Origin of the sequence: Streptomyces sp. NPDC057638, from assembly GCF_042800315.1 — a bacterium.
In the GTDB taxonomy this organism is placed as follows: Bacteria; Actinomycetota; Actinomycetes; order Streptomycetales; family Streptomycetaceae; genus Streptomyces.
The window spans coordinates 1-22,412 of record NZ_JBHVHF010000119.1; the positions used below are offsets into that span (position 1 = coordinate 1).

Consider the following 22,412-nt stretch of genomic DNA (forward strand, 5'->3'; position numbering starts at 1 on the left):
TGTGGACACAGACCGGTCGGCGGGCCGGTTCTTCATCTCGTTCTTCTCTCGCTCTTCTCCCGCAGGGCGCCTTCGGCTCTTCGCGGGAGGCTGACGGCCCCGGTCTTTCAGCAGGCCCGTCACCAGGGGAGATGGAGGGAGCGCGCTTCCTTAAGGTGACGCGTTCAGTCGGCAAGGTGACGTGTCGGTCCGCGAGATGACGCGTTCAGTCCGCCTCCGGGCGTGGCGGCGCGTAGAAGGCCGTCGTGCCACGGGCCGCCTCGGCGGCCACCTCCGGGGGTGCGCCCGACGCCTCGTGGGCGGCGCCCCAGAGGTCGCTGCTCCGGGTCATATACGTACGCGCCTCATCCGATGCCTCCCAGGCGCGGGGATCGCCCACCGACTCCCCCTGAAGGTCCAGACCGAGTCCGAGCAGGACGAGGTCCCAGCCCACCCCCGTCGCTCCGGGGCCGAACTGGCCCCAGAAATCGGGTGGCACGACAGCGGTGTGCTCCAGGACGAACTCGGTGCCCCCGGACGGGTCTGGGGCCAGCCGGAGTTCGACCTCGCTGAAGCCGGGGTTCTCGCCGAACAGCCAGCTCACGCGGAGCAGCCGGGGTGGCTCGCAGCGCAGGATCTCGCCGCCCGCGTGGCCCTCCAGCTGGTAGTGGCCGCCGAGGACGAGATCACCGCTGACCGGGAGGAACCAGCGGCGGAGCCGTTCGGGATCGGTACAGGCGTCCCAGACGTCCTCCGGCGCGGCGTCATAGGTGCGCCGCAACAGGACCGTGCGGGCCTCCTCGCCCGCCACAGAACGGACGCCGACCTCGCGGTGGACCTCGGTGATCTGGTCGAGGATCTCGTTCATCGCCGCTCCTCGTGTGCCGTGTGCGTCACTAGGTCTCCTCGCTCTGCTGCGTTTTCTCCTGGTTCTTCAGGTTCTCGTGGTTCTCTTGCCGCTTCTGGTGCTCCTGGTGCTTTTGGATGGGAGCCTGGGCCACGTCAGGAGGGAGATCGGCCGGGGGGCGCTGAGCGGGGAAGGGCGTACCGCGCGCGCCCACCGGGGCGGCTCCGCTGCCGGGGTGCGCAGGGGGAGCGGAGCGCGAGCGCTGGCGCGTCCCGCGCGCCAGCTCGGTGCCGAGCGCGTCCAGCCGTTGCTCCCAGAAGCCCCGGAAACGCTCCAGCCACTGGTCGACCTCGCGCAGGGGGGTGGTGTCGATCGCGTACAGCCGCCGGGTCCCCTCGGCTCGTACGGAGGCGAACCCCGCCTCCCTGAGCACGCGCAGATGCTGGGAGACGGCGGGCTGGGAGATACCGAACTCACCACGGATCGTGGCGCTCACAGCGCCCGCCGACCGCTCGCCCTCGGCGAGCAGCTCCACGATGCGGCGCCGTACGGGGTCGCCGAGTACGTCGAAGGCGTGCACGATCCCATGGTGCGACGGGGCACTATATAAGTCAATGCTTATTAAGTTCGGCGGATCGCCGGGAACCCCCGGGCCGGGCCGGGCGTTGGCGGGGTGGGCAAGGAAATGTCGAGCAGGGCGCGGCCCGCGCCGGATTGCGCAGGGAATTCCATGGGTGTCAGCCTGTCCAAGGGCGGCAATGTCTCGCTGAGCAAGGAGGCTCCGGGTCTCACCGCGGTCGTCGTGGGTCTGGGCTGGGACGTCCGCAGCACCACCGGTACCGACTTCGACCTGGACGCCAGCGCCCTGCTGGTGGACGGCGGCGGCAAGGTCCTCAGCGACCACCACTTCATCTTCTTCAACAACCTCAAGAGCCCCGACGGCTCCGTCGAGCACACCGGCGACAACCTCACCGGCGAGGGCGACGGCGACGACGAGCAGATCAAGGTCAATCTGGCCACGGTGCCCGCCGAGGTCCAGAAGATAGTCTTCCCGGTCTCCATCCACGAGGGTGAGAGCCGTGGCCAGTCCTTCGGTCAGGTGCGCAACGCGTTCATCCGCGTCGTCAACCAGGCCGGGGGCGCCGAGCTCGCGCGCTACGACCTCAGCGAGGACGCCTCCACCGAGACCGCGATGATCTTCGGCGAGCTGTACCGGAACAACAGCGAGTGGAAGTTCCGCGCCGTCGGCCAGGGCTACGCCTCGGGTCTGCGCGGCATCGCGCAGGACTTCGGCGTCAACGTCTGAGCCACGTCGGCTCCCTGGCCGGGGTCCGGTCCCCCGGTGGGGCCGGACCCGGGCCACATGACGGTTTCCAGCAGAAGGGCACCGCGTTGGCCATCGAGTCCTCCTCCGGCCAGGATCACGGCATGCTGCCGCCGCCGCCCGGTGTCGAGCTGCTCTGGTACGGGCGGGTGGCAGACACCGCCGCGGACGCGCTCGGGCGGCGGGATGTCCTCGACGCCGAGGAGTCGGCCCGGCTGGACTCCTTCCTGCGGCCCATCGACCGGGACGCCTACGCCGTGGCCCATGTCCGGCTGCGCCAGCTGCTCGGGGAGCGGCTGGGGATCTCACCAGGCGCGGTGCGGATGGCACGCGAGTCCTGTGTGCGCTGCGGCGGGCCGCACGGTCGTCCCGCCGTGGCCGACGGCGGGGTGCACTTCTCGCTCTCCCACACCCGTGGCCTGGTGCTGATCGGACTCGCGCCGACACCCGTCGGGGTGGATGTGGAAGGGGTGCCCGACACCACCACCGTGGACGACGTCTCCGGCCAGCTCCATCCACGGGAGCGGGCCGAGCTGGCCGCGCTGCCCGCCGCGGAGCGGGCGCTCGCCTTCGCGCGCTGCTGGACCCGTAAGGAAGCCCTGCTCAAGGGCACCGGGGCCGGAATCGGTGAGGAGCTGACGACGACCTATGTGGGGGCGGGTCCCCAGCCCGCCGGGGACACCGGCTGGCTGATCACCGATCTGCCGACCCTGGCCGGATACGCGGCGGCGGTCGCGGTGCGGCCCGGCGCGGGGAACGACTGACCGCGTCCCGGATCTGTACGGCACCGGGGCGGGCCGTCCCGGTCCAGACGCCCAGGAAGGTTCCGGTTCCATGGAGTTCATCGTCTTTATGACCCTGCCCGGCTTGGTGATCATCCTGGTCGTCATCGCGTTCGCCGACCAGATCATGCGGGCCACCGGCCGGGGAAAGCGGCGCGGACAGGTGTCGGCGACCGGCTTCGAGCAGCTGCACGCCACGTTCTCGCCCGGTAAGCAGAGCGAGCTGAAGGAGCGCCAGAGCGCCCTTCTGCTGCGGGACGACGAGGAGGATGGCGCACCGCCCCACCGCTCCACCGTGGACCTGGAGGGCGGACACGCGGTCGTACGGCTTCCGGGCCGCGCGATACCGCCCGCGACAGGCGCTCCGGACACCCCCTGACCGTACGTACTCCCGCCGTACTCCCGCGGGGGGAGTACGGCTGATAGCCGGACGCGGACCGGGGCGGCTCAGGCCGGGCGGGTGGCCTTGAGGGAGTACATCAACGGGATCCGGGGGCGGTCGGCCGGGAAGCGGTAGTACCCGTCGTCCTGCCGCTCGAAGGTGCCGAAGCGCGGGAAGAGCGAGACGTCGTGCTCATGGAGGAACTCCAGGCGCAGCCCCGTCGCGCAGAGCGCCGACACCACCTCACCGATGGGGTGCTGCCAGCTCACCGTGCGGTTGTGGACGGTCGGGGCGTCGAGGTCGGCGTAGGTGCCCTGCACGTCATCGACCCACGCCTCCCGTGAGAAGTAGTCGTGGACGACACGCGACCCGGTCTCGTCGTCGAGGACGTCGGTGACCGGATGGAACTCCGAGAGGTAGAGGAAGCCGCCCGGGGCGACGAGGGAGGCGGCGGTCTCGGCCCAGGCGGTGATGTCCGGGAGCCAGTTCAGCGCGCCGTTGCCGGTGTAGACGATGTCGTATCCGCGGTCGGGGACAACCCCGGCCGCGTCATACACATCGGCGGCGACGAAGGTGGCCCGGTCGGAACCGAGCCCGATCTCGGCGGCGAGGGCGCGGGCGGCGTCGACGGCGGGTTCGGAGAAGTCCAGGCCGACCACGCGTGACGCGCCCCGGCGGGCCCAGGCGAGGGTGTCCTGGCCGATGTGGCACTGGAGGTGGAGCAGGGTGCGTCCGGTCACGTCCCCCATCTCCGCCAGCTCGAAGTCGCGCAGGATCTCCTTGCCGGCGCGGAATCCGTCGAGGTCGTAGAAGTCGCTCGCGACATGGATCGGGACGCGTTCGTCCCAGCTCGAACGGTTGGAGTCACGCCAGTGGGGCGGAGGGGACGGCGGAAGGGTATTCATATCGGCGAAGTTATCCACAGGCTGCGGATGACGCGAACGATTTGTCGGCGCACCGGCGCAGAATGGGGTCATGACTGATCCCACCGACTCCATGCCCGACTGGGAGAAGCGCTTTCGCGCGCCGCGTGTCTCCCTGCCCGACTGGGCGGAGGACGCCCCGGAGCGGGCGCTCTTCGTCTCCAACGCCACCGGCACCTTCGAGCTGTACGCCTGGGACCGCTCCACCGGTGCGCAGCGGCAGGCCACCGACCGCCCCAGCGGCACCACGGACGGCACGCTGACCCCCGACGGCGCCTCGATCTGGTGGTTCTCCGACACGGACGGGGACGAGTTCGGGATATGGATGCGCCAGCCCTTCGGCGGTGGCGAGGACGTCCCGGCCGCGCCCGGTCTGGCGCCCTCGTACCCCGCCGGGCTGGCGATCGGCCGTCATGGCGCCTCGGTGATCGGCCGCTCCACCGACGAGGACGGCACCACCATCCATGTGGTGCGGGATGACTCCGAGCCGGTCGAGATCTACCGCCACCGGGAGTCGGCCGGGGTCGGTGGCCTCTCCCACGACGGGACGCTGGTCGCGATCGAGCACACCGAGCACGGTGACGCGATGCACTCGGCGCTGCGCGTGACGCGGCTCGACGGCACCACGGTGGCCGAGCTGGACGACACCCGGGGCGGCCGGGAGGAGCTGGGCCTGGAAGTCCTCGGCTTCGCCCCGGTGGCCGGGGACACCCGACTGCTCGTGGGGCACCAGCGGCGGGGCCGCTGGGAGCCGATGATCTGGGATGTCGTCTCGGGCGAGGAGACCGAGCTGGCGATCGACCTGCCGGGCGATGTGAACGCCGAGTGGTACCCGGACGGGTCGGGTCTGCTCGTCGCGCACAGCTTCGAGGCCCGGGGCGAGCTGTGGCGGTACGACCTGGCCTCGCGTGAGCTCGTGCGGGTCGAGACCCCGGCCGGTTCGGTCTCGGGTGCCACCGCCCGGCCCGACGGGTCGGTGGAGTACCTGTGGTCGTCGGCGGCGATACCGCCGCAGGTGCGCTCGACCGCGGGCGGGACCGTGCTCGACCCTCCGGGTCTGACGGCGCCCGGCTCGGTGCCGGTGGAGGACGTCTGGGTGGAGGGGCCGGGCGGCCGTATCCACGCGCTGGTGCAACGGCCCGCGCGCCCTGAGGGTGCGGAGGGCACCGCGGGGCCGCTGCCGACCATCTTCGACATCCACGGCGGTCCCACCTGGCACGACAGCGACTCCTTCGCCGCCGGCCCCGCCGCCTGGGTCGACCACGGGTACGCGGTCGTACGGATCAACTACCGGGGCTCGACGGGCTATGGCCGGGCGTGGACGGACGCGCTCAAGCACCGGGTCGGGCTGATCGAACTGGAGGACATCGCGGCCGTCCGGGAGTGGGCGGTGGCCTCCGGCCTCTCGGACCCGCGCAGGCTGGTCCTCGCGGGCGGCTCCTGGGGCGGATATCTGACCCTGCTCGGGCTCGGCACCCAGCCCGAGGCCTGGGCGCTGGGCCTCGCGGCGGTCCCGGTCGCGGACTACGTCACGGCGTACCACGACGAGATGGAGGCCCTGAAGGCGATGGACCGCACCCTGCTGGGCGGGACACCGGAGGAGGTACCCGAGCGGTTCGAGGCGTCGTCGCCGCTGACCTATGTGGACGCGGTCCGGGCCCCGGTGTACATCACGGCGGGCGTCAACGACCCCCGCTGCCCCATCCGCCAGGTGGAGAACTACGTGGAGCGACTGGCGGCACGGGACGCGGTGCACGAGGTGTACCGCTATGACGCGGGACACGGCTCGCTGGTGGTGGAGGAGCGGATCAAGCAACTCGGCCTGGAGATCGCGTTCGCGCGGGAGCACCTCGACGGGGTCGGGAGGACCGACGAGGAGCACACGGCGGAGTCGCCGGAAGAAGTGGCGCCTTAGAAGGAGTGGTGCCTCAAGCGGAGGCGGCTTCGAGGAGAGGGGGAGACGAGGGGCGACGACCTACGCGTACGACGCGATGGGCCGCTGGCTCGTGGTGCGAAGCCCGTGCGGAGTGGCGACGGGCTTCGCGGAGCCGGGGGTGGCGTCGGGATCAGGGGCGGTCGGGCGGCCCTCTGGGGCCCGGCCGCCGACTCCACCGCGATGGCTGGGGCACCTTTGCGGCGGCGGGGGCCCAGACGCCCGGGCCCAGACGCTGAGGGCCTGCTCGCCGGGGTCCCTGGTGCGGCGGGCTTTGGACGGGGGCCTCGGAGGGCGATGGCGGTGGAGGCCGGCCGGCGGGGGAGGTCGGCGGTGGCACCGGGGGGTACGACACGCCAGCCCGGCCGTGGGTGGCCCTGCCGGGCCACCCGGCCGGAGAAGCGTGCCGTGCGCTGGTGATCAGGGTGGATGGAGACGATGGCCGAGGGAGGAGGTGAGCGCCGGAGGCGGGGGGCGGACAGGAGCGGCCGCGGCGGGTTCCGTACCGTGGAGGGGTGTACCGGTTCTTGCTGACACCCCGGTGGTGGGGTATCAACGCGTTCGTCGCCCTGGCGATCCCGTTCTGCATCTTCATGGGGAGCTGGCAGCTCGGCAGGTTCGAGGACCGAGTCGACTCCCACCAGGAGGCCAAGCGCGAGCCGTCCCCTGGGGAGCTCGGCACGGCGCCTCTGGACGAACTGCTGCCCGTGGACAAGAAGACCTCGGGTCGGCTGGCGACGGCGACCGGGAGCTACGGCCAGCAGTTCCTGGTGCCCGACCGGACCGTCGACGGCAAGCGCGGGAACTATGTGCTGACCCTGCTGAGGACCGAGGGCGGACGCGCGCTGCCGGTGGTCCGTGGCTGGCTGCCTCCGGGGCAGACGCCCCCGGCGGCGCCGACGGGTGAGGTCACCGTCACCGGAGCGCTCCAGTCGTCCGAGCACGCGGGAACCGACGGGGTGCACACGGCGGGCGGGCTGCCCAGCGGCCAGCTCGGCATGATCAGCGCGGCCGCGCTGGTGAACCTGGTGCCGGACGAGGTCTATGACGGCTGGGTCACCCTCAGCACGGCGGACAGCGGTATGACGGCGGTCCCGCCCGCCGCTCCAGAGGGCAGCGGGCTCGATCTGAAGGCGTTCCAGAACCTCGGCTACACCGGGGAGTGGTTCGCGTTCTCCGCCTTCCTGCTCTTCATGTGGTTCCGGCTGGTGCGGCGTGAGGCGGAGGAGGCCCGGGACCAGGCTCTGGGGCTGCGGTCCACAGGGTCCGCGGAGTCTCCGCAGACCAGGCCGGAGGCCGGTGAGCCGCAGGGCGCGATGGCGGCGCCGGAGACGGGGAAGGCCGTCGCCGCGGGCGGGAGAACCGAGGTGGAGGCCGCGGTCCGGGCCCCGGCATCCACGAACGCGTCTTCGTTGCCGACCAGGCCGGAGCCGGAGACCGGGAAGGGCTGAGGCCGGGGAGCACGGGCTGGTGCCGAAATCTGAGGGCTGAGGGCTGAGGGCTGAGGGCGCCTGGCCGGTGAGGACGGGCGCGCTCTGGTGGCTCGCCCACCTGTACCCGAAGGGCACAGGTGGCTCTCCCCCAGGCTCCGCCATGCGATCTCCTCCTGAGCCTGGCGGCACGGGGAGACCTCCAGCACCAGACCCACCAGGCAGGTCCTTCCCTGGCCCTGGTCCAGGGAAGGACCTCGCTACGCCGAAGACTCGGCCTAGTCGCTCAGCATGCCGGTGCGGTAGATCGTGCCGGCGCAGGCGTTCGAGATCGTCGTGTCCGCGGGCAGAGCTCCCGGAGCGGCGACATGGGTGACGGCGACGCTGCCCTCCTGGGTCGTGGATTCCCCGGATACCAGCTGCGGTGAGGTCTGGTCCTCCGGGAGGGTGCCCGAGCCGCTGCCGCCGCCCTCGGTGGCCGTGGGGGCCGGGGAGGCGCCACCCGTGGGGCAGGTCTCGCTGGGGACCCAGGCGAACCGGATCTCGTAGGCCTCGTCCGGGGAGAGCACCAGCGCGGACGCCTCCGCCATGGGGTCGGGCAGACCGGTCGCGGCGTCGCCGATGGTGTGGTCGACCACCGTGATCTTGGAGCGGTCGGCCGCGCCCATCGTCTGGAAGCCGACCTCCCCGGCGTCGGTGACCTTGCAGGAGGTGCCGGAGCCGTTCGCGACGCGGAAGACTCCGTACACCTTCCCCTCGGCGTCGGGCTTGGCGGCATGGGCCGAGACCACGGTCAGCTGGCCGGGGTCACAGGCGGCCGCCCTGTTGGAGGAGCCCCCCTGGGAGCGGTTGTCCGTGCCGCCGCCGGGGGTGCCGTCGGGCCGGCCCGGGGTGCCGGGACGCTGACCGGGAGCGCTGGCCGAGGGGGCCTGAGCCGACGGCTTGCCGGTGCTGCCCGGGGTCGTTCCGGCGGGTCCCGGCTTGTGGACGGACTTCTCCCGTTCCCGCTGGGCCTCCTCGCGCTTCTCCTGGTCGTGCCCGACATAGGCCGAGTTGGGGTTCTCGCCGCCCCCGGAGTTCGCCACATGGACGAGGGCGGGGATGGCCACACCCACCAGCACCGCCGCCGCGGCCATCCCGGCCAGCGCCTGGCGCTTACGGGCCCGGCGCGCGGGGACGGCACGGCGCAGATGGTCGAGCGCGTTGGTGGAGGGCTCCAGATCGCGCACCGCGCCGTGGAACAGATGGCGCAGGGTGTCCTCGTCGGTCGCTCCCGCGCCGAGGGGCGGCGCGCTCACCGGGCCGCGCGGTGTGGCAGGGCCGCTCGCGCCCGGTCCGGGCCGCGCTTCCGCTCTCCAGCCAGGTTCCGCGCCGGATCCGGGTTCCGGTCCGGAATCCGGTTCCGCGCCGGAACCCGGGCGGGGATCGTCCGAGGTTGGTCCGGAGCCCGGTGCGGAGCCCTGCGCGGAGCCCGAGACCAGGGCGCTGAGCGCCGCCAGTCCATCGAGGCGTTGGGTCTCACCAGGGGAGGCGTCGGGCCGCTGCCCGTTCTTCTCCGGCCCGCTGTTCTCCGGCCCGTTCTTCACAGTGTCGTTCCCAGTCCGGTCGTCAGACGGCCCGTCCGGCCCGTAGTGCTCAAAACCGTTGGTATCCCGCATATGCCCGCTCATGATGTGGCCTCCATCGCGACGCGGAGCGCCGCTATGCCACGGGAGCCATAGGCCTTGACCGAGCCGAGGGATATGCCGAGGACCTCGGCGACCTGCGCCTCGGTCATATCGGCGAAGTACCGCAGCACGAGGACCTCGCGCTGGCGGCGCTGGAGTCCGCGCATCGCCTTGATCAGGGCGTCCCGCTCCAGCTGGTCATAGGCGCCCTCCTCCGCGCTCGCCATGTCGGGCATCGGCTTGGAGAGCAGCTTCAGCCCGAGGATGCGGCGGCGGAGCGCCGAGCGGGAGAGGTTGACCACGGTCTGGCGGAGATACGCGAGGGTCTTCTCCGGGTCGCGGACGCGATTACGCGCCGAGTGCACGCGGATGAACGCCTCCTGGACCACGTCCTCGCAGGAGGCGGTGTCGTCCAGGAGCAGCGCGGCGAGACCGAGCAGAGAGCGGTAGTGCGCGCGGTAGGTCTCGGTGAGGTGGTCGACGGTCGTGCCCACGGCCATCGTCTCGTCAGCACCCTCGCGCTGCGTCGCGACCCGGGCGGCTCTCGGGGAGGGCATCGGGGCGATCACCGGCATGCCGCCCGATGGACGCGCGCGCCGGAATCCTCCGCCGCGCGGCGGGACCGGAGCCTCCTGGCCGTCGGGAACGGGCCGGAGCGGGGTCGAGACCCCACGGCCCGAACGCACCGGCTGGTCCGGGCCGCCACGGGCCGGAACGGTCGGTGCACCCCGGAGCAGGCGCACTGCTGCGCCGCGGACCGGAACCACCCCTGTGATATCGAGTACCTCTGCCACGCCTGTTGGACACGCTTCCCCCCGTCAGGGTTGTACGCGTACGCCACGGCTTTTGGCTCTTCTTCTTCCGCTGTCATGCGTACTCGCTCTTCCCCCATGCCCCATTCTCGCGGCACCGCTGTGAGGCGACCGCAAAGACGCCACCCGTCCGGCCGCTGGTTGCGCACCGCGGGTAGCGAATTGTCGATCATTTCGCGGTCCGAGTTCAAATGGTTCAGACCTACGAATTGATCACAGCTCATCCATGGGCGGTCTACAGATTGTTAACTTTGCGACCGCACATAGTACCGAGCCCGGAGTCGGGCGCGGGACGGCGAACCGCGGTGGAGGGCGGCCGGGACGCCGGGACGCCGGACGCCGCGATCAGAGCGGGAGTTCCTCCGCGATCGACTCGGCGATCTGCGCCGCGTTCAGGGCGGCGCCCTTGCGGAGGTTGTCGCCGCAGAGGAAGAGGTCCAGGGCGCGGGGGTCGTCCGGGGACCGGCGAACCCGGCCCACCCAGGTCGGATCCGTCCCCGCCACATCGGCCGGGGTGGGGAAGTCGCCCGCCGCCGGGTCGTCGAAGAGCACCACGCCCGGCGCGGTGGCCAGGATCTCGTGCGCCCGCTCCACCGTCACCTCGTCCTCGAACCGCGCGTGCACCGCGAGGGAGTGCCCCGTCACCACCGGCACCCGTACGAAGGTCGCCGAGACCCGAAGCCGGGGCAGCGCGAGGATCCTGCGGGTCTCGGCCCGCAGCCCGAGTTCCTCGGAGGACCAGCCGTCCTCCTGGAGGGTTCCGGTCCAGGGCACGACGTTGAGGGCGAGCGGGGCCTCGTCGCGGGCGGAGGGGAGGGGGCCCCGGCCGGGCGCGGCGGGCGGACCGTTCACCACCCGGCGCACATCGCCGGGGGCCGAGCCCAGTTCCGTACCGGCGACCAGGGAGAGCTCGCGGCGCAGGGCGGCGACGGCGGAGCGGCCACCGGCGCTGGCCGCCTGGTAGGAGGCGACGACGAGGTCGCGCAGCCCGAACGCGGCGTGCAGCGCGCCGACCGTGGGCGCCATCGCGAGCGTGGCGGCGCCCGGCCCGGCGACGATGCCGCGCGGACGGAGCCGTACGGAGTGGGGGTTGACCTCGGGCACCACCAGCGGCACATCAGGGTCGAGCCGGAAGGCCGCGGAGGTGTCGACCACCACCGCGCCCCGCAGGGCGGCGACCGGCGCCCATCGGGCCGCGATCTCGTCGGGGACGAGGAAGAGGGCGAGGTCCACCCCGGCGAACGCGTCCTCGTCGAGCGGGACGACCGGGCACTCCTCGCCCCGTACGGTCAGTGTCCGGCCGACCGAGCGCGGGGAGGCGACCAGGCGTATCCCGCCCCAGACATCGGCGCGCTGGGAGAGGATCCGGAGCAGTACGGAACCGGTGGCGCCGGTCGCGCCGACGACCGCGAGCGCCGGTTTACGGCTCATCGCGGGCGGCCGGTGCGAAGGGAACCGCCCGTACGGACCCATCCGCGCCTACCGACCCATCCACAGCTACGGACAGGACGACCCGTACGGAGGGAACGACTCGCGCGGGCGCCACGATCGGGACGGACGGCGAGGTGCGTGTCCGCGGCAGGACCCGCGTCCACGACCCGGCCCGGACGGGCGGAGTGGGCGCCGGGGCGCGGACGGGCGGGGCGGTCCGTGCGGGTGACGGCCCGCCCCTGCCGGGTCATCGGCCGGTGCCGCCGTAGACGACCGCCTCGTCGTTCTCGCTGTCCAGGCCGAAGGCGCTGTGCACCGCGCGGACGGCCTCGGTCACGTCCTCGGCGCGGGTGACCACCGAGATACGGATCTCGGAGGTCGAGATCAGCTCGATGTTCACGCCCGCGTTCGAGAGCGCCTCGAAGAAGGAGGCGGTGACGCCGGGGTTGGCCTTCATCCCCGCGCCGACCAGCGAGATCTTGCCGATCTGGTCGTCGTAGCGGAGCGAGTCGAAGCCGATCTTGCCCTTGGCCTTCTCCAGCGCGTCGATCGCCTTCGCGCCGTCCGTCTTCGGCAGGGTGAAGGAGATGTCGGTCAGCGCGGTCGTGGCGGCCGAGACGTTCTGGACGACCATGTCGATGTTGATCTCGGCGTCCGCGATCGTACGGAAGATGGCCGCGGCCTCGCCCGGCTTGTCCGGGACCCCGACGACCGTGATCTTGGCTTCGGAGACGTCGTGGGCGACTCCGGAGATGATGGCGTGCTCCACCTGCTGGTCTCCAAGCGGCTCGTTGCTGACCCAGGTGCCGCGCAGCCCGGAGAAGGACGAGCGGACGTGGATCGGGATGTCGTATCGGCGTGCGTACTCGACGCAGCGGTGCAGCAGCACCTTGGAGCCGGACGACGCCAGCTCCAGCATGTCCTCGAAGGAGATCCAGTCGATCTTGCGCGCCTTGGGCACCACCCGGGGGTCGGCCGTGAAGACGCCGTCGACGTCGGTGTAGATCTCGCAGACCTCGGCGTCCAGCGCGGCGGCCAGCGCCACGGCGGTGGTGTCGGAGCCACCTCGGCCGAGGGTGGTGATGTCCTTCTTGTCCTGGGACACACCCTGGAATCCGGCGACGATGGCGATATTGCCCTCGTCCAGCGCGGTACGGATCCGGCCCGGCGTCACGTCGATGATGCGCGCCCGGTTGTGGACGGAGTCGGTGATGACACCCGCCTGGCTGCCGGTGAACGACTGTGCCTCATGGCCCAGGTTCTTGATCGCCATGGCCAGCAGGGCCATGGAGATCCGCTCTCCCGCGGTCAGCAGCATGTCGAACTCGCGCCCGGCGGGGATCGGCGACACCTGCTCCGCGAGATCGATCAGCTCGTCCGTCGTGTCGCCCATCGCCGACACCACGACGACCACCTGGTGGCCGTTCTTCTTGGCATCGACGATCCGCTTGGCGACGCGCTTGATGCCTTCGGCATCGGCAACGGAGGAGCCTCCGTACTTCTGCACGACAAGGCCCACGTGCGCTCCTCGCTCGGTTCTCCACCGCAGCCATGCGCTGCGGTCGGCTCAGTCTAACGAGCGGCCGGTCCGTGGCCCGGGGCAATCACATCGTGAGATGCACTGCTCAGGGAGTGGTCACGGGGCCGCGCTGGGGGGCTTCTGCCCGTGGAGAGGATGAGTACGCGGAGTGTGGGGCGCCTCACATGTGGCGAGCCGGGGGCGCGGCCGGAGGGCGGGGGCACGCGCGGCCGGAGAGCAGGAGCCCGCGTGACTCGACGGCGGGAGCCCACGCGGCCCGACCACGGGAGCCCCCGTGGCCCGGCCGGACGCGACGCGCGCGGCGCCCGCCCCACGGACGGGCCGTGGCGGGCGCCGGGAAAGCTGGTGGAAAGCTGGGGGAAGGCCGGTGAAGGGCCAGGGAAAGGCCGGGGCCGGGGATCCGGGCCCGGCGGTGTCAGGGAGTGCGCAGGCCCAGGGGAACGGCGATCTCCTCGGCCATGACCCGGCCCGCCTCCTCCGCCAGCGCGTCGTCCGCCAGGTCCTCGTCCGTGTCCAGGCCGTCCAGTTCCTCAAGCGGCTGGTCCAGACGGACGTGCGCGACCAGCGACTGGAGCGCCCGCAGGGTGGCCGACGCGGTCGGACCCCAGTTGGAGAAGTAGGAGAACTGCCACCACCACAGGGCCTCGGTCGTCCGGCCCGCGCGGTAGTGGGCGAGCCCATGGCGCAGATCGGTGACGATGTCGGCGAGGTTGTCGGAGATACGGAAGGCGACCGGCGCCTTCCGCGGCTCGTAGGGGTCGAAGACCTCGGAGAAGACATCCACCGGGTCGAGCAGCACCGCGAACCGCTCCCGCAGATCGTCCACGTCCGGCTCGGGTCCGGTGTCCGGCTCGTAGCGCTCGTCCGGGACGATGTCCTCATGGGCGCCCAGACGGCCACCGGTCAGCAGCAGTTGGGAGATCTCCAGCAGCAGGAACGGCACCGCGCTGTCCGGCTCGTCACCCTTCGCGACCTCGGTGGTCGCCACGATGAAGGACTCGATCGAGTCGGCGATCTGGACCGCGAAGTCGGCCGGATCCTGGTTCGTCGCGTGCAGCATGGCGTCAGACATCGAGAAGTCGTCTCCCCTCGAAGGCACGCCCCAGCGTGACCTCGTCGGCGTATTCCAAGTCTCCCCCCACAGGCAGACCACTGGCCAGCCGGGTGACCTTCAAACCCATGGGTTTGATCATCCGAGCCAGATAGGTGGCGGTCGCCTCGCCCTCCAGATTGGGGTCGGTGGCCAGGATCAGCTCGGTCACCCGGCCATCGGCGAGACGGGCGAGGAGTTCGCGAATCCGCAGGTCGTCGGGGCCGACCCCCTCGATGGGACTGATGGCCCCGCCGAGCACGTGATAGCGGCCCCGGAACTCGCGGGTCCGCTCGATCGCCACCACGTCCTTGGACTCCTCCACCACGCAGATGACGGTGGCGTCCCGGCGCGGGTCACGGCAGATCACGCACTGCTCCTGCTGGGCGACGTTGCCGCAGACCGCACAGAAGCGGACCTTGTCCTTCACCTCCAGCAGGGCATGGGCGAGGCGGCGGACATCGGCGGGTTCGGCCTGGAGGATGTGGAAGGCGATCCGCTGCGCGCTCTTGGGACCGACGCCGGGCAGCCTGCCCAGCTCGTCGATGAGGTCCTGGACCACGCCTTCGTACAACGGACTGCCTCTCGTCTGCGGCGGTGTGTGGCGGTGTGTGGTGACGGGGTCACGGAGGTGGTCGGTGCCACCGGGGTGACCGGGGTACGGGCCCTTACGGCTCGTACGGTAGTTGCTGCGGGCCCGTCCCAGAAGAGAGCGGTCGCCGGGTGATCTCCGTGATCGCGGCGGCATGGCGCCCGGACCGCCGCCGGGCCGCCGCAGCGGAGAACCGGAAGGGGTCCGCCGTCCGACCCGCCGTCCGGCCCGCCGTCCGGAGCGGGAGGCCCGGAAAGGGCCCGGTGAGGCCCCGCGGCCGTGCGGCCGGGGGCCGGAGCCTTCAGAAGGGCAGACCCGGCATCCCGCCGCCGAGCCCCTGCGCCAGCGGGCCGAGCTTCTGCTGCTGGAGCTGCTGCGCGTTCTCGTTGGCGGCCTGGACGGCGGCGACCACCAGGTCGGCGAGGGTCTCGGTGTCCTCCGGGTCGACCGCCTTCGGGTCGATGACCAGGCCGCGCAGCTCACCGGAGCCGGTGACGGTGGCCTTCACCAGGCCGCCACCCGCCTGGCCCTCGACCTCGGTCCGCGCCAGCTCCTCCTGGGCGCGGGCGAGGTCCTGCTGCATCTTCTGGGCCTGCTGGAGGAGCTGCTGCATATTGGGCTGGCCACCACCGGGGATCACGGTCACTCCTGGCGCGTTCGACATCGGTTGTTCGGTTACGGCCGAGCCTACGTGGTCGCCGCTCACCACGCCGAACCCCGCGTCGGCGACTCTTTCGAGTGAGTTCTCCGGAGGAGCCCGGCCTGATCACGACCCCTCGATGGATAGAAATACCGGGATTTGCCGTACACCGCCCACCGTTCGGCGGTAGGAATGGGGGGCGTGGGACGGGCCCCTACGCGCCCCGCGCCCCCGCACGGACACGGCGGCGCGCGGCGGCCAGGGCGGGACATGACGGCGCGGGACGCCCCATGCCGCGCACGGCACGGCGCGCGCTCCCCCGGGGCGCGTCGGCGGGCCGGGCGCGACGCCCTTCACACCAGTACATCGGTAGGCATTGGTATGCGTTGATGCGCATCATCGCGGATGGGTATGAATGTATCTGTACATACGGATACGTACCGATACGTACGCGGTGCGCGGAGGATCCGGGAGGGGCTCGCGCCGACCGTTCCGGGGCGGGGCCGACCGGCGGCCCGGAACCGTCCCACGGACCGGCGGGACGCATCGCCCGGAATGAGGTTCAGGCCGTATCGCCTGACATGGAGTTCAGGCTGTAAGGAGTCGCCCGGTGAGCCAGCCGGAGATGCGGCCCGGGGGGCCGCCCCCGGGGGAACCCGACGAGACGCCGCGCGGCGATCTGACCGCGAGGCCCTTCCCCCACGGCGACTGGGGCGCACCCGCCGAACGGCTGGACGAGCTCTACCGCTGGGTCGAGGACGGGGCACTGCGGACGGTGGAGTGGTATCTGGCCGACCGGGTCGCCAAACGCCGGGGTGGCCGGGTGCTGCGGCTGGGCGCCGCGGTCGGCGGAGTCACCGGAGCCACCCTGCCCCTGCTCGAACTGACGGACACCCTGACCGGGGTCGCGGGGTGGGGGTATGTGGCGCTGCTGCTGGGGGCGGCCTGTGTGCTCGGCGACCGGTATCTCGGGCTCACCTCCGGCTGGATGCGGAGCCTGGCGACCGCGCAGGCGGTGCAGCGACGGCTCCAGGCGCTCCAGTTCGACTGGGCCTCGGAGAATGTGCGCGAGGTGCTGGGCCCGGCGGAGGGCACGGCCAGCGAGGCGGCGGAACGCTGTCTGCGGGTACTGCGGGTGTTCTCGGAGGACATCGCGGAACTGGTGCGCGGGGAGACGGCGGAGTGGGCGCGGGAGTTCGGCGGCGGGCCGGGGCCGGGACCGGGACAGCCGACGGGCCCCGGACCCGCCGGGGGCGTGCGCGGCGCCGAGCGCTCGACGAACGGCCGGACCACCCTGCTGCCGGGGAACGGCCGCCCCAGCATGCCCCGCCAGCGCCCGCCGGAACCGCCGCGCTGAACGGGGAGGGCACCCCGCCCGAGCCACCGCGCCGAACGGGAGGCCACCCGCCGGAGCCGCCGCGCCCGGCGGGGAGGCCACCCGCCCGAGCCGCCGCGCCCGGCGGGCGCCCGCCCGCCGGTACATCCCGGGCGCCCGGCGGGCGCCCGGCACGCCGTCGGCTCAGGGGGAGACCGGCTGGGCGGGCGGTGGACCGGGTCAGCTGAAGACGATCATCGACCCCTGGCCCAGGCTGCGGACGGCGGCCGCGTGGAGCCCGAGCCAGACATGGCGCTCCCGGGCGTAGGGATGGCCGTCCTCCGCCAGCGGGGCCGCGCGCTCCTCCAGCGAGGTGGGCCGGGCGGGTGCCGCCGGGGCGGCCGGGGGGTTGGCGGGGTCGATCCCGATCGCGGGGGCGATGTACTCCAGCTCCCGCAGCAGCCCCTGGGTGGAGCCCAGCGGCCCGCCGCTCGCGAGGAGTTCGTCGCTGGAGAGCGGCGCGGCGAAGTCCACCGGGACATAGGCGCCCGCGTGGTCGTAGTGCCAGACCAGGTGGGAGCGCTGGGCGGCCGACTCGAACATCTCCAGCAACTGTTCGTAGTCCCCGCCGAGTTCGCCCACGGGCGTGACCGCGAGACCGCAGAGCTGGAGCAGATAGGCCCGCCGCAGGAAGTGCAGCGCGTCGTAGTCGAAGCCCGCTACGGGCGCGACCTCACCCGACAGACCGGGCATATAGGCGAAGACCGGGACGGTGGGCAGCCCCGCCTCGGTCAGCACCTTGTCGTAGGAGGCCAGCTCGTCAGCGAACGGGTTGTCGGGGCTGTGGCACAGCACGTCGACCAGGGGGACCAGCCAGAGGTCACAAGCCAAGGGGGTCTCTCTCCAGACGAGTCACGGAAACGGGTTGGCGTACGGCTGAGTGAGGAGTGACGGAGGGGACGCCGGGTGATGGGGTGGTGGGGTGAGGTGGTGCGCGGCGGGTTCGGGCCGCAAGCGTAGTGCGCACATCCCGGCACCGGCAGGGCGCCCGCGCCACCGCGACGGCTGTCCGTCCGCGGCGCCACCGCCATGGGAGGCCGCCGCACCTGGTACCCGCGCCACGGGAACGGAGGTCCACCGACACCGCCCGCGCCACGGGAGCAGCGCCCACCCACACCGCCCGCGCCACCGGAGCAGCGCCCACCCACACCGCCCGCGCCACCGGAGCACCCGCCCTGCCGCTCGCCCCCGGCGGTACCGCGACGGCCGGGCTCGTGGGGCACCGCGGCCCCCCTCCGGAGCCGGGGCCGGTGCCGGGCCCGTCGCCGTCATCGCTCCAGCTGGTCCGCCCACCGCAGCGCGTGCTCGTCATAGGCCCGTATCACCGCGCTGGCCGCCGCCATGTCTCCGGCGGCCACCGCGCCCACCAGTTCCTCGTGGCCGCCCCAGAGCCACTCCCGGCGCCGGGGGTCGTCCCGCAGATGGGGCACGGCGAAGACCCACGTGCGCAGCCGCAGTTGGTGCAGGAAGTCGGAGATGTAGGCGTTGGCGACGAGCGGGGCCAGCTCGTACCAGAACCGCAGGTCGTAGCCGATGTGGATATCGAGGTCGCCACAGCGCGCGGCACGGGCCGCCTCCTCGGCGCGGCGACGGACCGGATCGACCGCCTCCGCACGGGCGCCGGGACGGCCGTGACGTTCCGCCTGACGCAGGAGGCCGTCGATGACCAGCGAACGGGCCTCGACCATCCCCCGGTAGTCGGCGACCGTGAAGCGGTGCACCCTGAATCCCCGGTGCTGGTCGGAGTCGAGCAACCCCTGGGCCGAGAGGTCGACCAGCGCCTCACGGACCGGGGTCGCCGAGACCCCGTACTGTTCGGCGATCTGTTTCACCGTGAACTCCTGGCCGGGCGCGAGCCGCCCGGCCAGCACCTCGTCACGGAGCGCTTCCGCGATCTGCTGCCGCAGCGTGCTGCGGGTGACCGTGGTCAGCACTCCGCGCGGGCCGGGGCCGGGCATCGATGGCTTCTCCTTCGCCAGGGGTCCCGGACACGATAGGCCAGTCGGTACAGACCAAGTGAGGAACAGGTGAACGAGCGAGTCTTCGAACCGTCCACGGGCGACGGTCCGCCGCCTGCCGCCGGGGGCCGCGCGGAGGAGGTGCGCACGGCGTACGAGGGGCTCCAGCGCATCCGTACGCTCACCGGCGCCGCGTCCCGTCCGGCCGACTGGGAGCGCCACCGGCCCGTGCGCGCCGTGGCCCTGGCACTGGAGGCCGCCGGGGTGGAACCGTCCGCCGTGGACGGCGCGAGGCGGCGGACCGCCACCGGCTACCGGGTGAGCGCGGGCGACCGCCCCGGGACGGTCCGGGTGGAGTGGCTCGGCCCGCCGGGCTCCGGTGCGGCCTGGGAGGAGGAGCGGCGGCTCCGCGGCTGCGCGGACGCGCTGGAGGCGGCGGGCTGGGAGCCGCTGCTCTACAAGGGGCCCCGGGGGCGGCGCTATCTGGAGGTGGAGCCGGGCGGGGGGTGAGACCCCCCGTGCTCCGCCGTCAGCCGGTGGTGAAGGTGTCCGCGACCGAGAGGGCACGGTCCAGGGCGGTGAGGCCCTCCTTGGCCTCCTCCTCGGTGAGGGTGCAGGGCGGCACCACATGGGTGCGGTTCATGTTCACGAACGGCCACAGGCCCTCGGCCTTGCAGGCGGCGGCGAAGGCGGCCATGGGGGCGTTGTCCTGGCCGGAGGCGTTGTACGGCACCAGGGGCTCGCGGGTGGCCCGGTCCCGCACCAGGTCGAGCGCCCAGAAGGCGCCGAGCCCGCGCACCTCGCCGACACTGGGGTGGCGTTCGGCGAGATCACGCAGCCCGGGGCCGAGCACCTGCTCACCGAGCCACGCGGCGCGCTCCACGATCGACTCCTCCTCCATCACGCGGATGGTGGCGACGGCCGCCGCACAGGCCAGCGGATGCCCGGAGTAGGTCAGTCCGCCGGGGTAGGGCCGCTGGTCGAAGGTGGCGGCGATCTCGGCGGAGATCGCGACCCCGCCGAGCGGCACATAGCCGGAGTTGACGCCCTTGGCGAAGGTCAGCAGATCCGGGACGACATCGAAGTGCTCGGCCGCGAACCAGGTGCCGGTCCGGCCGAAGCCCGTCATGACCTCGTCGAGCACGAAGACGATCCCGTACCGGTCGCAGATCTCGCGCACCCCGCTGAGATAGCCCGGCGGCGGGACCATGATCCCGGCCGTGCCCGGGACGGTCTCCAGCACGATCGCGGCGATGGTCCCGGGCCCCTCGAAGGCGACCGTGTCCTCCAGGTGCCGCAGCGCGCGCTCGCACTCCTCGGCCTCGGTGGCGGAGTGGAAGGGGGAGCGGTACGGGAAGGGCCCCCAGAACCGGACCGTTCCCGCGCTGCCGCTGTCGGAGGGCCAGCGCCGGGGATCACCGGTGACGTTGATCGCGGTGCCGGTGGCGCCGTGGTACGAGCGGTACGCGGAGAGCACCTTGGGGCGGCCGGTGTGGAGCCGGGCCATCCGGACGGCGTTCTCGACCGCCTCGGCCCCGCCGTTGGTGAAGAAGATCTTGTCCAGGTCGCCGGGGGTCCGCTCGGCGATCAGTCGGGCCGCCTCGGAGCGCGGCTCGACGGCGAACGCGGGCGCGAAGGTCGCGAGGGTCGCCGCCTGCTGCTGGATCGCGGCGACCACCGTGGGGTGCTGGTAACCGATGTTGGTGAAGACAAGACCGCTGGTGAAGTCGAGATAGCGGTTCCCGTCGTAGTCCCAGAAGTACGAGCCTTCGGCGCCCGCGACGGCGAGCGGGTCGATCAGGCCCTGGGCGGACCAGGAGTGGAAGACATGGGCGCGGTCGGCGGCCTTGACGGCGGCACCGGCCTGGGGGTCGGCGGCGGGGCTCTGGTTCATGCCGGTCAGCGTAGGGAGCGCCGGAACGGCGCCGACAGCACCACCCTGTCAGGGATGCGGGGCCGTGGCACGGCGTTGTGTCGGGGCGGGCCCCCCACCGCGCCGGGCCGCGCCCGCGCGGGCGGGCGGGCGGACGCTCACGGGCGGACGGGTTCCGCTGAACGGAGCGCCGGGGCGGGCGGACGCGCGTTCCGCTCGCAGCACCTCACCGGGGGACGCGGCCCCTCGGCGGACACATGGACGCGCGGGTTCCGTGCCCGCCGAAGGCCCCGGCGCGCACCTCGTCAGAGGCGACGCCGGGGCCTTCGCGCCTGGCCATGGAGCCCGGTGCGGTGATCCCGACGGGAAGAGGGGCACCGCTCCGTACCCCCGTGGCGGCCGGAAACCCCACACGGTTCCCGGCCCCCACGGGCCCCTACCGGCTCCGACCAGCTCATGACTGGCTCAGGCCCGCGGAACTACACGGGCGGGGCCAGCTCGGACTTGTAGTAGATCGACACGGTGCGCGCGCCCGACGTACCGCAGGCGAAGCCCATGGCGACCTGGAACTCCTCCGGCTTGGTGGGGTCCGGGACGCGGATGGACAGGCCCTCCGGCTCGCGGAAGGTCAGGGTGACCCCGGCCTTGGTGTGGAAGGTGGTGTCGATGTCACCGGTGAGGAGGTTCACCGAGACGAGATGCGTGTTGCCCTCATTGAGCGGGGAGACGATGACCGGGTCCGTCGCATCGTTGTTGTCGGTGTTCTGCTTGTGCTCGTACGCGTTGCCGTAGAGCAGGTACAGCCAGCTGCCCGCGACCGCGTACCCCTGGAAGTCCGGCTTCCCGTACTTGGCGGCGAAGGTGGGCGACGGCTGCTGGATGTCGGCGACGTAGTCGTCCCAGATGCCCTGGCGCGCCTTGGCCAGGTCGTGCACCCGGTACCGCATCTTCCCGTCCAGCTCGAAGCGGTGCACCAGCCGCCCGTAGACCGGGTCGATGTTCACCGTGTTGATGATGGACCCGGGGACGGGGGTGAACTTCTGGAGCTTGGGGCTGTTGTTGGGGATGGGGGTGTCGTTCGGGCCGAACGCCTCGAACTTGAAGCGGCAGATGCGGACACCCCGCCCGCTCTTGTTGCCCTTCGCGTCGACGATCGGGACGCTGTCGACCTCGGTCCAGAGGTAGGAGTCAGGGCCGACGGGCTCGACGCCGATGCTCACCACATGGCCGAACCCGTGGAGATACATATGGCCGGTCTGCACATACCCCGGCGTCGGCTGGTTGGTCCGCCAGGTCAGCTCGGTGATGGTGACATGGCCCAGCTCATTGGTGGTGGACCCGTTCATCACCTGGGCTATGTAGACCCGGTTGTGAGCGTTGTCGAAGGCGAGCGACTGCATGACGGTCTGGTGCTGGACCGTCTGGTAACGGACGAGACCAGGGCCGGTGGTGCCGTTGACCTTGATCTTCTTCGTCGGCACGAGCCGGGCCGCGCCGGGCGCGGGGAACGTGATGCCCGCGGGCGCGAGGGCGTCGGCCGAGGCCGGCTGGGAGTCGTTCATATGCTGCCACCTCCGTGGACGTGCTGTGGATCAGCCATGATCGTAGGAAGTCGAACACGGGAAGCGAACAACCTAATTCGCCACTAGATGTCCGATATTCGCTCTCCGGGCACACATGCTCACGCGCCACCCGAGCAGCCCGTGAGGCAGGACGCCTTCGCTGGTCAGAGGCTTACAGGAGGCCGGGCGAACGGAGTTGGGACGCCCGGGACGAGGAGAAGGCCCCGGCGGGGGGCGCCGGGGCCTTCGGGGGCATGGGGACTGTTTCCGGA

General features: G+C 72.1%; 20 protein-coding genes and 1 pseudogene. 7 read left to right on the forward strand and 14 right to left on the reverse strand.

Annotated features, from left to right (window positions below):
- Positions 1 to 205: 205 nt before the first annotated feature.
- Both ACFVIM_RS17845 and ACFVIM_RS17850 read right to left on the reverse strand, forming a co-directional pair.
- Positions 206 to 847 carry an SRPBCC family protein gene (locus ACFVIM_RS17845; RefSeq protein WP_384302149.1) on the reverse strand — a complete coding sequence of 214 codons (642 nt, stop codon included), beginning with the start codon at positions 845 to 847 and terminating at the stop codon, positions 206 to 208.
- A gap of 238 nt (positions 848 to 1,085) precedes the next feature.
- Positions 1,086 to 1,406, reverse strand: a pseudogene (locus ACFVIM_RS17850) (ArsR/SmtB family transcription factor); the annotation flags it as partial.
- A gap of 150 nt (positions 1,407 to 1,556) precedes the next feature.
- Between ACFVIM_RS17850 and ACFVIM_RS17855 the strand changes: the two are divergent.
- The 3 genes from ACFVIM_RS17855 (at position 1,557) to ACFVIM_RS17865 (ending at position 3,311) form a co-directional block, all read left to right on the forward strand.
- Positions 1,557 to 2,132: a TerD family protein gene (locus ACFVIM_RS17855; protein ID WP_384302151.1), complete on the forward strand. Its 576-nt coding sequence runs from the start codon at positions 1,557 to 1,559 to the stop codon at positions 2,130 to 2,132.
- 86 nt (positions 2,133 to 2,218) lie between these two features.
- The gene (locus ACFVIM_RS17860; protein WP_384302153.1) at positions 2,219 to 2,914 is read left to right on the forward strand and encodes a 4'-phosphopantetheinyl transferase family protein; all 696 of its coding nucleotides are present in this window, start codon (positions 2,219 to 2,221) and stop codon (positions 2,912 to 2,914) included.
- Positions 2,915 to 2,984: 70 nt separating this feature from the next.
- Entirely contained in the window at positions 2,985 to 3,311 is a 327-nt protein-coding gene (locus ACFVIM_RS17865) for a DUF6191 domain-containing protein (RefSeq protein ID WP_384302155.1), read from the forward strand.
- Positions 3,312 to 3,379: 68 nt separating this feature from the next.
- Here ACFVIM_RS17865 and ACFVIM_RS17870 read toward each other — a convergent pair whose 3' ends face one another.
- A complete protein-coding gene (locus tag ACFVIM_RS17870; protein WP_384302157.1) occupies positions 3,380 to 4,219 on the reverse strand; it encodes a class I SAM-dependent methyltransferase in 840 nt (279 codons plus the stop codon).
- A gap of 70 nt (positions 4,220 to 4,289) precedes the next feature.
- Between ACFVIM_RS17870 and ACFVIM_RS17875 the strand changes: the two genes are divergently transcribed.
- Together ACFVIM_RS17875 and ACFVIM_RS17880 are read left to right on the forward strand one after the other, a co-directional pair.
- Positions 4,290 to 6,152 carry a prolyl oligopeptidase family serine peptidase gene (locus ACFVIM_RS17875; protein WP_384302159.1) on the forward strand — a complete coding sequence of 621 codons (1,863 nt, stop codon included), beginning with the start codon at positions 4,290 to 4,292 and terminating at the stop codon, positions 6,150 to 6,152.
- A 533-nt stretch (positions 6,153 to 6,685) separates the two neighbouring features.
- The gene (locus ACFVIM_RS17880; RefSeq protein ID WP_384302161.1) at positions 6,686 to 7,621 is read left to right on the forward strand and encodes an SURF1 family protein; all 936 of its coding nucleotides are present in this window, start codon (positions 6,686 to 6,688) and stop codon (positions 7,619 to 7,621) included.
- 257 nt (positions 7,622 to 7,878) lie between these two features.
- On the opposite strand, the gene ACFVIM_RS17885 is transcribed toward ACFVIM_RS17880, so the two are convergent.
- From ACFVIM_RS17885 to ACFVIM_RS17915, 7 genes are all read right to left on the reverse strand, one after another.
- Complete coding sequence (locus ACFVIM_RS17885; RefSeq protein ID WP_384302163.1) at positions 7,879 to 8,898, reverse strand: hypothetical protein; 1,020 nt, start codon at positions 8,896 to 8,898, stop codon at positions 7,879 to 7,881.
- Between the two features lie 368 nt (positions 8,899 to 9,266).
- Positions 9,267 to 9,842: a SigE family RNA polymerase sigma factor gene (locus ACFVIM_RS17890; RefSeq protein ID WP_384302165.1), complete on the reverse strand. Its 576-nt coding sequence runs from the start codon at positions 9,840 to 9,842 to the stop codon at positions 9,267 to 9,269.
- Between the two features lie 582 nt (positions 9,843 to 10,424).
- Positions 10,425 to 11,510 (reverse strand): aspartate-semialdehyde dehydrogenase, encoded by a 1,086-nt coding sequence (locus ACFVIM_RS17895; protein ID WP_384302167.1) that lies wholly within the window; start codon positions 11,508 to 11,510, stop codon positions 10,425 to 10,427.
- A 247-nt stretch (positions 11,511 to 11,757) separates the two neighbouring features.
- Complete coding sequence (locus ACFVIM_RS17900; RefSeq protein ID WP_384302169.1) at positions 11,758 to 13,029, reverse strand: aspartate kinase; 1,272 nt, start codon at positions 13,027 to 13,029, stop codon at positions 11,758 to 11,760.
- Positions 13,030 to 13,465: 436 nt separating this feature from the next.
- Entirely contained in the window at positions 13,466 to 14,122 is a 657-nt protein-coding gene (locus ACFVIM_RS17905; RefSeq protein ID WP_384302171.1) for a DUF5063 domain-containing protein, read from the reverse strand.
- A complete protein-coding gene (gene recR, locus ACFVIM_RS17910; protein ID WP_384302173.1) occupies positions 14,115 to 14,714 on the reverse strand; it encodes a recombination mediator RecR in 600 nt (199 codons plus the stop codon). The genes ACFVIM_RS17905 and recR overlap by 8 nt, the downstream gene beginning before the upstream one ends.
- 319 nt (positions 14,715 to 15,033) lie before the next feature.
- Positions 15,034 to 15,372 carry a YbaB/EbfC family nucleoid-associated protein gene (locus ACFVIM_RS17915; protein ID WP_384302187.1) on the reverse strand — a complete coding sequence of 113 codons (339 nt, stop codon included), beginning with the start codon at positions 15,370 to 15,372 and terminating at the stop codon, positions 15,034 to 15,036.
- 610 nt (positions 15,373 to 15,982) lie between these two features.
- Here ACFVIM_RS17915 and ACFVIM_RS17920 point away from each other — a divergent pair.
- Positions 15,983 to 16,729: an SLATT domain-containing protein gene (locus tag ACFVIM_RS17920; RefSeq protein ID WP_384302175.1), complete on the forward strand. Its 747-nt coding sequence runs from the start codon at positions 15,983 to 15,985 to the stop codon at positions 16,727 to 16,729.
- Between the two features lie 198 nt (positions 16,730 to 16,927).
- Here ACFVIM_RS17920 and ACFVIM_RS17925 read toward each other — a convergent pair whose 3' ends face one another.
- Positions 16,928 to 17,578, reverse strand: a complete 651-nt coding sequence (locus ACFVIM_RS17925) for a hypothetical protein (RefSeq protein ID WP_384302177.1) — start codon at positions 17,576 to 17,578, stop codon at positions 16,928 to 16,930.
- Positions 17,579 to 18,015: 437 nt separating this feature from the next.
- Positions 18,016 to 18,705: a GntR family transcriptional regulator gene (locus ACFVIM_RS17930; RefSeq protein ID WP_384302179.1), complete on the reverse strand. Its 690-nt coding sequence runs from the start codon at positions 18,703 to 18,705 to the stop codon at positions 18,016 to 18,018.
- 69 nt (positions 18,706 to 18,774) lie between these two features.
- Between ACFVIM_RS17930 and ACFVIM_RS17935 the strand changes: the two genes are divergently transcribed.
- Positions 18,775 to 19,215 (forward strand): hypothetical protein, encoded by a 441-nt coding sequence (locus tag ACFVIM_RS17935; protein WP_384302181.1) that lies wholly within the window; start codon positions 18,775 to 18,777, stop codon positions 19,213 to 19,215.
- Positions 19,216 to 19,234: 19 nt separating this feature from the next.
- On the opposite strand, the gene ACFVIM_RS17940 is transcribed toward ACFVIM_RS17935, so the two are convergent.
- Both ACFVIM_RS17940 and ACFVIM_RS17945 read right to left on the reverse strand, forming a co-directional pair.
- Positions 19,235 to 20,599, reverse strand: a complete 1,365-nt coding sequence (locus ACFVIM_RS17940) for an aspartate aminotransferase family protein (RefSeq protein ID WP_384302183.1) — start codon at positions 20,597 to 20,599, stop codon at positions 19,235 to 19,237.
- Positions 20,600 to 21,057: 458 nt separating this feature from the next.
- Entirely contained in the window at positions 21,058 to 22,140 is a 1,083-nt protein-coding gene (locus ACFVIM_RS17945) for a teichoic acid biosynthesis protein C (protein ID WP_384302185.1), read from the reverse strand.
- Between the last annotated feature and the right edge of the window lie 272 nt (positions 22,141 to 22,412).